The 10,169-nt window shown below is 37.3% G+C and carries 8 protein-coding genes; 1 reads left to right on the top strand and 7 read right to left on the bottom strand.

Annotated features, from left to right (window positions below):
- Window positions 1-39: 39 nt before the first annotated feature.
- Window positions 40-1,680, bottom strand: coding sequence for a hydroxylamine reductase (gene hcp / locus HNR52_RS08460; RefSeq protein ID WP_435620302.1), 1,641 nt, complete (start codon window positions 1,678-1,680; stop codon window positions 40-42).
- 141 nt (window positions 1,681-1,821) lie between these two features.
- Window positions 1,822-2,811, bottom strand: coding sequence for an L-glyceraldehyde 3-phosphate reductase (mgrA, locus tag HNR52_RS08465; RefSeq protein WP_435620303.1), 990 nt, complete (start codon window positions 2,809-2,811; stop codon window positions 1,822-1,824).
- A gap of 142 nt (window positions 2,812-2,953) precedes the next feature.
- Here mgrA and HNR52_RS08470 point away from each other — a divergent pair, with 142 nt between their 5' ends.
- Window positions 2,954-3,391 (top strand): DMT family transporter, encoded by a 438-nt coding sequence (locus HNR52_RS08470; RefSeq protein WP_435620304.1) that lies wholly within the window; start codon window positions 2,954-2,956, stop codon window positions 3,389-3,391.
- A 42-nt stretch (window positions 3,392-3,433) separates the two neighbouring features.
- On the opposite strand, the gene HNR52_RS08475 is transcribed toward HNR52_RS08470, so the two are convergent.
- The 5 genes from HNR52_RS08475 to HNR52_RS08495 all read right to left on the bottom strand — a co-directional run bounded on the left by HNR52_RS08475 (window position 3,434) and on the right by HNR52_RS08495 (window position 9,835).
- The gene (locus tag HNR52_RS08475) at window positions 3,434-3,604 is read right to left on the bottom strand and encodes a zinc-ribbon domain-containing protein (protein WP_014757372.1); all 171 of its coding nucleotides are present in this window, start codon (window positions 3,602-3,604) and stop codon (window positions 3,434-3,436) included.
- Between the two features lie 158 nt (window positions 3,605-3,762).
- Window positions 3,763-3,969, bottom strand: coding sequence for a hypothetical protein (locus HNR52_RS08480; RefSeq protein ID WP_013789047.1), 207 nt, complete (start codon window positions 3,967-3,969; stop codon window positions 3,763-3,765).
- Window positions 3,970-4,015: 46 nt separating this feature from the next.
- Window positions 4,016-8,278, bottom strand: a complete 4,263-nt coding sequence (locus tag HNR52_RS08485) for an acyl-CoA dehydratase activase-related protein (protein WP_435620305.1) — start codon at window positions 8,276-8,278, stop codon at window positions 4,016-4,018.
- A gap of 122 nt (window positions 8,279-8,400) precedes the next feature.
- On the bottom strand, window positions 8,401-9,063 hold the full coding sequence (locus tag HNR52_RS08490) for a hypothetical protein (RefSeq protein ID WP_435620309.1): 663 nt from the start codon (window positions 9,061-9,063) through the stop codon (window positions 8,401-8,403).
- Between the two features lie 94 nt (window positions 9,064-9,157).
- The gene (locus tag HNR52_RS08495) at window positions 9,158-9,835 is read right to left on the bottom strand and encodes a hypothetical protein (RefSeq protein WP_435620306.1); all 678 of its coding nucleotides are present in this window, start codon (window positions 9,833-9,835) and stop codon (window positions 9,158-9,160) included.
- Window positions 9,836-10,169 lie beyond the last annotated feature (334 nt).

The raw sequence follows: 10,169 nt of genomic DNA on the forward strand, positions 1-10,169 counted from the left end.
AAGTTAATTAAAACTTATAAGCCGTCTTTTTTTCTATATTTAATTCCCCATAAACATCTTTATGTCGTCTTCCACGTTTGTTATGCCGCCAATGCCGAAGTTTTCAACTAAAACTTTTGCAACGTTTGGCGATAAGAATGCTGGAAGTGTCGGTCCTAAGTGAATATTCTTTACCCCCAGGTACAGAAGCGCAAGTAATACTATTACAGCTTTTTGCTCATACCATGCTATATTAAATGATATTGGAAGCTCATTTATATCTTCAAGCCCAAATACTTCTTTAAGCTTAAGCGCAATCACTGCCAATGAATACGAGTCATTGCACTGTCCTGCATCAAGCACTCTCGGTATGCCGTTTATATCGCCAAGATTTAATTTATTGTATCTGTACTTTGCACATCCTGCCGTCAATATGACCGTATCTTTTGGAAGTTCTTTTGCAAATTCTGTGTAGTATTCTCTTGACTTCATCCTGCCGTCGCAGCCTGCCATTACAAAGAACCTCTTTATAGCTCCAGTCTTTACTGCATCAACTACTTGATTAGCCAAAGCCAATACTTGGTTGTGAGCAAATCCTCCTACTATCTCTCCACTCTCAATTTCAACTGGCGGTTTGCATCTCTTTGCATGCTCTATTATCTCTGTAAAGTCTTTTTTTCCATCTGGGCCAGCATCAATATGCTTTACACCTTCAAATCCAACGACGCCTGTCGTGTAAAGTCTATCTTTATAAGAATCCTTTGGAGGCGTCAAGCAGTTTGTTGTCATGAGTATTGGACCGTTAAAGCTTTCAAATTCTTTATCCTGCTGCCACCATGCATTGCCGTAGTTGCCTGCAAAGTGTGAATACTTCTTAAATGCTGGATAGTAGTGGGCAGGAAGCATTTCACCGTGTGTATATACATCAACGCCTGTTCCTTCTGTCTGCTCCAGTAGCTCTTCCAAATCTTTTAAGTCATGTCCGCTAATTAAGATACCAGGATTGTTTCTTACGCCTATATTTACCTTTGTGATCTCAGGATTGCCATATGTGGATGTATTTGCTTTGTCCAAAAGTGCCATCACATCAACGCCGTATTTACCAGCCTCTAATGCCAGTGACACATAGTCATTCGCACCTAAGCTGTCATCTAATGTAGCAACTAATGCTTTTTCGATGAACTCAGATATATTAGGATCTTTAAATCCGAGGTTTGCAGCATGGAATGCGTAAGCAGCCATACCCTTTATGCCGTAAGTTATAAGCTCCCTTAATGATCTTATGTCTTCATTTTCAGTAGCAAGAACACCAACTGATAAAGCCTTCTCATCAAATTCGCTTTCATCTTTTGTCCATGTAACCGCATCATGCAATCCGCTTAACTGTACTCCATTTGCGCTTAATTGGCTTTTTATGGACTCTCTTAAATTTAAGCCTTCTTTAATCTTTCCTGCAAAATAATTTTTATCAAAATTGACATTTGTTATTGTTGAAAATAATCCGTCGATAATGAATGAATCTGTGCTTTCACTGTTTAAGCCAAGTTTTCTGGCTTCTTGATTTACTATTGCTATCCCCTTTAATGTGTATATGAGCAAATCCTGAAGTCTTGCTGTGTCATCAGTTTTGCCGCACACACCTCTTAATGTGCAGCCAACGCCTTTTGAAGCTTCTTGACATTGGTAACAAAACATTCCCATATCATTTTCCTCCTTCATTTATTTCAATTCGCCGATGTGCGAATTGTATACAGTATTTCGTACGCTTATTATTATACAATTGCAAATCGACTTTTTCTGTGATAAATATCACAATAGCAAAAATATGAGGGGTTTTTCCCCTCATATTTTATTAGACAATATCTCATCTATTTCTTTCAATTCTTCATGGTTGAATTCCAGGTTGTCAAGCGCCTTTACATTCTCCTCTATCTGGCTTACTCGGCTTGCGCCAATTATAACAGATGTGACTTTTCTTAAGTCCCACGCCAAAGCCATCTGTGCAATGCTCTGCCCTCTTCTATCAGCAATTTTTTTCAGTTCTCTTACCTTATTTATATTCTCCTCTGTGAGATTCCCTCGCAATGAAGTATTCTTTTTAGCAGCTCTCGAATCGTCCGGAACTCCATTTAAGTATTTATCAGTAAGTAATCCCTGTGCCAATGGACTAAATGCTATACTTCCAACGCCTTCTTCCTCAAGGACATCTGTAAGCCCATCTTCTATCCATCTGTTAAACATGGAGTAGCTGGGCTGGTGTATTAGAAGCGGCGTCCCAAGCTGTCTTAGGATTTCAGCGGCTTTTTTGGTATCTTCAGCATTGTAATTTGAAATGCCAGCGTATAAAGCCTTTCCTTGCCTCACAGCCTGTGCCAGCGCTGACATGGTTTCTTCTAATGGCGTATTTAGGTCTCTTCTGTGTGAATAAAATATATCAACGTAATCTATACCCATCCTCTTTAAACTTTGGTCCAAGCTTGATAGCAAATATTTCCTTGAGCCCCAATCACCATAAGGGCCAGGCCACATGGTGTAACCAGCTTTTGTGGAAATCAACAATTCATCTCTGTAGCCTTTTAAGTCCGTCCTTAAAATCTTGCCGAAGTTTTCCTCAGCAGATCCTGGAGGCGGCCCGTAATTGTTTGCAAGATCAAAATGTGTTATTCCAAGGTCAAATGCCTTTTTAACCATTTCTCTCATATTTTCAAACACATCATAACCGCCAAAGTTGTGCCATAACCCAAGTGAAATTGCATGAAGCATTATGCCACTTCTTCCGCACCTTCTATATATCATTTTTTCGTATCTATTTTCGTTTGGTATGTAGGTCATTTTTCTCCCTCCTAAATCGGTTTCTATTTTAATTATATAATAATTATTATTAAAAACAAAATCTTTAAAAGTTAATTTAATTTTTGTCAATTTAAAAATATGGTATATTAGATAAGTAAACTATTTGAAAGGGGAGCATCAAATGAATTCGATAATGCTTTATATAGGAGCCATTATTGTTGGACTTGCTTTAGGACTGCAGTCGCCGATGAATTCAGCTCTTGGCAAAATAGCTTTACCAAAAAACTCTGCAGTCTTAAATAATTTAGTTGGACTTATAATATTAGTCCTCATCAGCATATCAGACGGCAGTATAAAACAATTTGCAAGTTTATTTAAAGCGCCAACATATCTTTTATTTGGTGGCGTATTAGGATCTATTATCGTTTTAGGGTCAATCATACTGATTCCAAAGCTTGGCGCAGCTACTTTTGCATCTATTATAGTCTCAGCACAAATGATTGCTGCTATACTTATCGACAATTTTGGGCTATTTGGTTTAGAAAAAACTCCTATCAATTGGTTCAAAGTAATAGGTGTTGTGCTTCTTATAATAGGTGTAAGGTTAATAAAAGCATAAAAAAACCTTATAGATATTTTTCTATAAGGTTTTTTACACTGGTTATCTTCTGTAACCTCTGTTGTTATTGTACTGCTGTTTTCTTGCTTTTCTGCATTCAGGGCATCTCTGAGGCTCATTTTCAAAGCCTTTTTCTTTATAGAAAGCTTGCTCGCCTTCTGTAAAGAGGAATTCCTTACCGCAGTCTTTGCATACTAATGTCTTATCAGCCACAACACTTTCCTCCTTTTTAAGATTTACAAGATTTAAACAAACCAAATTCCATCCTAAAAAGGGGAAATGTTGTTAAATCTCTTTTTTAACTACGAATTAAAGTATACCACGTTTCATCACAATATGCAATACTTTTGTTTATGAAAACCAAATATTTCTTATTCCTCGCTGGTAAAATAGTCCATAAACACCTTGTCAGCAGCGCTTACTTCCATTCCGTTAAAAACAATAGTCTTTTTGTCACCATCTTCTGATATGAGAGTAAGCTTAGAATCAAATGTCGCCGGTATGTTTTTGCTGGGCTTAAAATAGTACGGTTTATAGCCATCTTTAATAAGTTTCACTCCATAAGAAATCTTATCCATTCATAAAAACCTCCCGTACTATTTATGATGCCCACATTCTAAAAAACTATATTTTTTCGGTGGCAGCAATTTGCTCCAATGTTTCGTTGCTTTTCTCTAATTTTTTGAAAGCCACAGACAGCATAAGCTTTATCCTATTTAGCTGATTTACTTCACTTGCACCGGGATCATAATCAACCGCCACAATGTTTGCTTCTTTATAAAGCTCCCTTAAGGCTTTGATAACACCTTTCCCTGTTATGTGGTTTGGAAGGCATGCGAAAGGCTGTATGCAGACAATATTTGATATGCCTTCTTTTAATAGCTCCACCATCTCTGCAGTAAGATACCAACCTTCGCCAGTTATGTTACCGAGAGATACTATAGGTGACGCCAACTCCTTTAGCTCATTGAGAGTCTTTGGAGAGATAAATCTTTTGCTTTTCTCTAAAGCCTTTCTCATCTCTTTTCGATAAAACTCAAGTCCTGCAATGCCAATATTTTGTAAAACTTGCCTTATCTTGCTGCCTGACAAATACTTATACTTTTCATTTGCATGATCCAGTATAAACATCAAGAAATCGATAAGATTCGGCAGTATCACTTCTGCCCCTTCTTTTTCAAGCACATCAACAATACTATTGTTTGCGGTAGGATGGTACTTCACAAGTATCTCCCCTACAATACCGACTTTAGGCTTAACAACATTATTGATCTCAAGATTCTCAAAATCCTGGACGATCTGATGGACATTTCTCTTAAATAACTTCAAATCCCCACTTTTTACAGACTCTATACACTTAGCCACCCATTTTTCGTAAAGTTTATTGGCAGAACCAGGTATCTTCTCATATGGCCTCACCCTAAGCAGCACATTTTGCAGAAGGTCACCATATACGAGGCCAATAAATGCCTTATTGAGAAGGCCCGGTGTTATCTTAAATCCCGGATTCTTCTCCATCCCAACAAAGTTCAATGATATGACAGGTATATTTTCAAACCCTGCATCTTTCAAAGCCTTTCTTAAAAAACCTATGTAGTTTGTAGCTCTGCAACCACCGCCTGTCTGTGTGATTATGACAGACGTATTGTTTAAATCATACTTGCCAGATTTCAATGCTTCAATAAGCTGCCCAACGACTATTATAGAAGGAAAACACGCATCGTTATTGACATATTTAAGCCCTTCTTCGACAGCCGGCTTATCTATAGATGGAAGAACTTCTAAATTGTATCCCGATACATTGAAGGCTTCCTGCAAAAATTGGAAATGTATCGGCGACATCTGCGGTGCCAGTATAGTATGTTTCTTCCTCATTTCGTCCGTAAACAATACTCTCTTCATCGTATATGAAGTCTTGCTTCTTTTCTCATCTTTTCTCTCATTGATAGCAGCTATCAATGACCTTATGCGTATCTTTATAGAGCCTACATTTGTACCTTCATCTATCTTTATAAGCGTAAATATCTTTTCACGTGAGCTTAAGATCTCCTGAACCTGATCGGATGTGACAGCATCGATGCCACATCCAAAGGAAGTAAGCTGTACAAGCTCTAAGTTGTCGCTGTCAGCCACAAAGCTTGCCGCCGCATAAAGCCTCGTGTGGTACATCCATTGGTCAACTACTCTAAGTTTTCTCTCAAGTTTGCCTAAATGCGCTACAGAATCCTCTGTCAATACTGCCACACCTAATGACGTTATTATCTCGGGTATGCCATGGTTTATCTCTGGGTCTATATGGTAGGGCCTGCCTGCAAGAACTATTCCTCTTTTTCCCGTATCTCGCAGATATTTTAAGACTTCTTCGCCTTTTCTCCTTATATCGTCTTTTACTCTTTTATCTTCATCAAAAGCTTCTTTTAAGGCATCTTCCACTTCACTTTTTGATACGCCGAAAACTCTCAATTCTTCGTAGAGCCTTTTAGCAAGCTTCTCTTTGTCATCCAAAGCCAAAAATGGACTTAAGAATAAGATCTCTTTTTCTTTCAGCACATCCATGTTGTTTCTAATTACTTCAGCGTATGACGACACAATGGGGCAGTTGTAATGATTGTCTGCATCTTCATAAACATTTTGCTCGACAGGTATACATGGATAAAATATCGTCTTTATGCCTTTATTTATCAAATTGACTATGTGTCCATGGACGATTTTTGCCGGATAGCATGCAGAGTCAGACGGTATTGTGTCCATACCTGACTCATAAAGCTTCTTTGACGACCTGTCAGACAGTACGACCCTGAATCCCAGCCTTGTGAAAAATGTAAACCACAAAGGATAGTTTTCATACATGTTTAAAACTCTCGGTATGCCAATGGTACCTCTATACGCCTCGTCTTCGCTTAATGGCTTGTATCCGAATATTTTCTTGTATTTATAGTCGTAGAGGTTTGGTATATCGTTGTTAGTTATCTCTTTTCCTGCTCCTCTTTCACAACGGTTTCCAGATACAAATACTCTGCCGTCATTGAATTTATTTATAGTTAAAAGGCACCTGTTTGTGCATTTATTGCACCTGCCGCTTGACACTTCCACACTAAAACTTTCAAGCTTGTCTTTCGTAAATATTGTGCTGACTCCACCACTGTACCTTTCCTTTGCGATAAGAGCTGCACCGTATGCACCCATTAGCCCTGCAATCTGAGGCCTAACGGCGTTTCTGCCCGTTATAAGCTCGAAGCTTCTTAGTATGGCATCATTGAGAAATGTCCCGCCTTGAACGATTATCTTTTCTCCCAACTCTTTCGGATCTCTTATCTTTATGACTTTATACAAAGCGTTTTTTATAACAGAGTATGAAAGCCCTGCAGATATATCTCCTAATGATGCTCCTTCCTTCTGTGCCTGTTTCACCCTTGAATTCATAAAGACAGTGCAGCGAGAACCTAAATCAACTGGGTTTTGAGCTGCCAGTGCGGCTTTCGTAAACTCATCAATTGACATATTTAGAGATGATGCAAATGTCTCTAAAAATGAGCCACACCCTGATGAACATGCTTCATTTAGCATTATGCTGTCGATTATTCCGTCCCTTATCCTTATGCACTTCATATCTTGCCCACCTATGTCAAGTATGAAGTCGACACCAGGCAAAAAATGCTCTGACGCCTTGTAATGAGCGATTGTCTCTATCTCCCCTATGTCTACCATCAAAGCTGCTTTAATAAGGTTTTCGCCATATCCTGTTACAGTAGAATTAGCTATAAATGCACCTTCAGGCATCTTTTCGTATATATCTAAAAGAACTTTTATAACAGAATTTAGAGGGTTTCCTTCATTACTGCCGTAATAAGAATAGACAATTGCACCATCCTCATCTATCACAACTAACTTTGTAGTAGTAGAACCGGCATCTATTCCTAAGAAAAGACCCCCTTTAGCATCTTTTATGTCTTTCTTTAAAACATCAATGCCTTTGTGCCTATCTTTAAATTCGTTGTACTCATTTTCGTCTACAAATAGCGGTCTTAATCTCTCCACGTCATTTTTCACTTTGTATGGAATCGTATGTACTTTATCTCTTAGATCTTTTAATGTAGTTATTTCACCATTATTTGCAGAAAGTGCCGCACCTATTGCAACTGCCAATTGAGAATTTTCAGGAACAATAACTTCTTCATCTTTCAAGTTCAATGTTTCAATAAATCTCTTTCTCAACTCTGGAAGGAAATATAAAGGCCCACCCAAAAATGCCACGTTGCCTTTTATAGGCCTGCCACAGGCCAGACCACTTATTGTCTGGTTTACAACTGCTTGAAAAATTGATGCTGCTATATCTTCTCTTGCGGTTCCCTCATTTAAAAGAGGCTGAATATCTGTCTTTGCAAAAACGCCACACCTTGCAGCTATTGGATATATGACTTTGTAATTCTTGGCAAGCTCATTTAGACCCAAAGCATCAGTCTTTAATAGTGATGCCATCTGGTCTATAAAAGCACCTGTGCCACCAGCGCAACTGCTATTCATCCTCTGCTCAATAGTGCCGTCAAAGTATGTAATCTTAGCATCCTCGCCGCCTAATTCTATGACAACATCTACTTCCGGAAAAAACCTCTCAACTGTCTTAGTACCTGCAATCACTTCCTGCACAAACGGCATATTAAGCCATTCAGCTACTGCCATACCGCCAGAACCTGTTACAGCAGCAGATACAACAAGGTCTCCGATTTTAGAATACGCATCATCTATCAAGTTTACAATAGTATCTTTTATATTGGATAAGTGCCGCTCATATCTACTATAGATTATCTCATCATTTTCATTTAAGATAACTATTTTGGCCGTAGTAGAACCTACATCTACTCCTAAATAGTGCAAATTTCTATTCACTTCAATTTCTCCTTCAAATATATGTATTGTAATTATTATATAACAGATAGATTTACTTTTGAATACTTCTTAAAAATTATGTTAGCACTATTTAGTTTAAAAACAAAATTTCTATTAAGATATTAAACCAAGCTGTATCTAAACCCCAGATCTACTATCTTTCTTAAATAATATATATTTTCATCTGATTGAAAAACATTAAACCCAGACTTATTTAAGATACCTACCGTAAATATATTAGCTTTCATTTCTATCGTTGCAGTACCGCTTGCCTCAATTTCCTTTGAAGGAAAGATGCCAGTTGTAGAAATCGCAACTGCATGTGGATTTTTCAACTGCCAATCGCCATCATCGACTTTCTGCCAATACGTCTTATCGATGCTTTTTATCTGTCTTAAGCTGTCAGAATAAACTGTCAAAACCACGTAAAGCCTTGTTACTGCAGAATAATCTTTGCGCTCTTTGTAAATTGTCACTTTTGATACTTTATTAGTATAACTCGATACATCTAAAGGCTCTTCTTTTACGCCATAAGCTTCAATGAATTTTCCACTATTTTTGTCATAAACCTCAATCCTTGAAAATCCATCGGAATCCAACTTTGGCTTAGAAATATTGACATGGTCATGCGACACATCTATATGTCCATATTTTAATTGTATTGTCTTTACTAAAACATTGTCAACGTTTGTATCTTTAGTTTCTTTCTGAGAATGGACATTTGATAAGTCAAAAGCTATGACGATAAACAAAGCCACAGCGATAAATGCCAATATATATATCATTTTTCTCAATCATACCACCACCAAATATATATCACCATAATACAGGCCCCTCGCTAAAATGAAAGGCCTTTATATGTTTATCTTTGAATTGTTTTTACTTTAGTCTAACCGTAAAATCGCCAAATATGGGAGAGCCAATCTGTGGTCCATCATTTACAAAAGAAATATAGTAATTATATGCAGGATCCAAATTATAAAATCTTGTTGTCCACCAGCCAGTATTAGAATTTGTTGAAAATTGATCTGAGCTCATTACAAATTTATTCGTACCGGCTTGATAAACATTAATGTGCCATAACACATTAGCAGGATAATCAGCTCTTACATTCCAGTCTACATATAACTGTGTGGAACCATTTGTGAAAAAATAGTAGTTTAAAAAAATCTCCGTGTTAACTCCACTGAAAGAACCATTATAAGGAAGATTTGTTCCTTTAGTCGGCCGACTAAGGGACATAGGATTAGCTTCATTTAAAGAAGCTGCCTTTTGTAATGTCATCTTGGTGGTTTCAGAAGCTGGTTTAGCAGTTTCTTCATTTGAAACAGTTATTTGGTTATTGATTATATCCACATTTGAAGGAGCTTGCCTCAAATATGTCATTTTTGTAGTCTCAGACGATGGTTTAAGATTTTCTACAATTGGGGCGGAAATTTGTTTACTGCCTGTATCCACATTTCCTCCTCGTAAAGCAAATGAAGTTCCACTTAAGCTTAAACTTAAGATGAGTATCAAGATTAAACATATTGATACTCGTATTGATTTTTTGTTCATTTTAATTTCACCTCCTTCCGTTAGTAAAATATTTCGCGAACATTATCAGTAAATCTTTGGTTTTATTATATGCTAATAATTTATATCTTCCCGGCCTGGAAAGTACATCAAATCTGCACCAAACTCTTTATACAGATTTTTATCTTTCACATCCATCGAAGATACAACTTTCTTATCAGGACTAATTACATCCCATGTATCATCGCTTTTTAAATGTATTGCACCTAATAGCTTATTATCTCAAACTTCGCACTTATAAAAGTAGCTCTGTACCTTGATAATTCAATATTATTTGGCTATAAAATAGCATGAGACCTCCATTTTTGGTATAATT

The sequence above is a fragment of the Thermoanaerobacterium thermosulfurigenes genome, from assembly GCF_051201035.1.
Classification (GTDB): Bacteria; Bacillota; Thermoanaerobacteria; order Thermoanaerobacterales; family Thermoanaerobacteraceae; genus Thermoanaerobacterium; species Thermoanaerobacterium thermosulfurigenes.

What these genes read in the sequence shown, in the direction of transcription:
- HNR52_RS08495 (WP_435620306.1), bottom strand. Translation starts at nt 9,835, where the DNA reads ATGAACAAAAAATCAATACGAGTATCAATATGTTTAATCTTGATACTC.
- hcp (WP_435620302.1), bottom strand. Translation starts at nt 1,680, where the DNA reads ATGGGAATGTTTTGTTACCAATGTCAAGAAGCTTCAAAAGGCGTTGGC.
- mgrA (WP_435620303.1), bottom strand. Translation starts at nt 2,811, where the DNA reads ATGACCTACATACCAAACGAAAATAGATACGAAAAAATGATATATAGA.
- HNR52_RS08470 (WP_435620304.1), top strand. Translation starts at nt 2,954, where the DNA reads ATGAATTCGATAATGCTTTATATAGGAGCCATTATTGTTGGACTTGCT.
- HNR52_RS08480 (WP_013789047.1), bottom strand. Translation starts at nt 3,969, where the DNA reads ATGGATAAGATTTCTTATGGAGTGAAACTTATTAAAGATGGCTATAAA.
- HNR52_RS08490 (WP_435620309.1), bottom strand. Translation starts at nt 9,063, where the DNA reads ATGATATATATATTGGCATTTATCGCTGTGGCTTTGTTTATCGTCATA.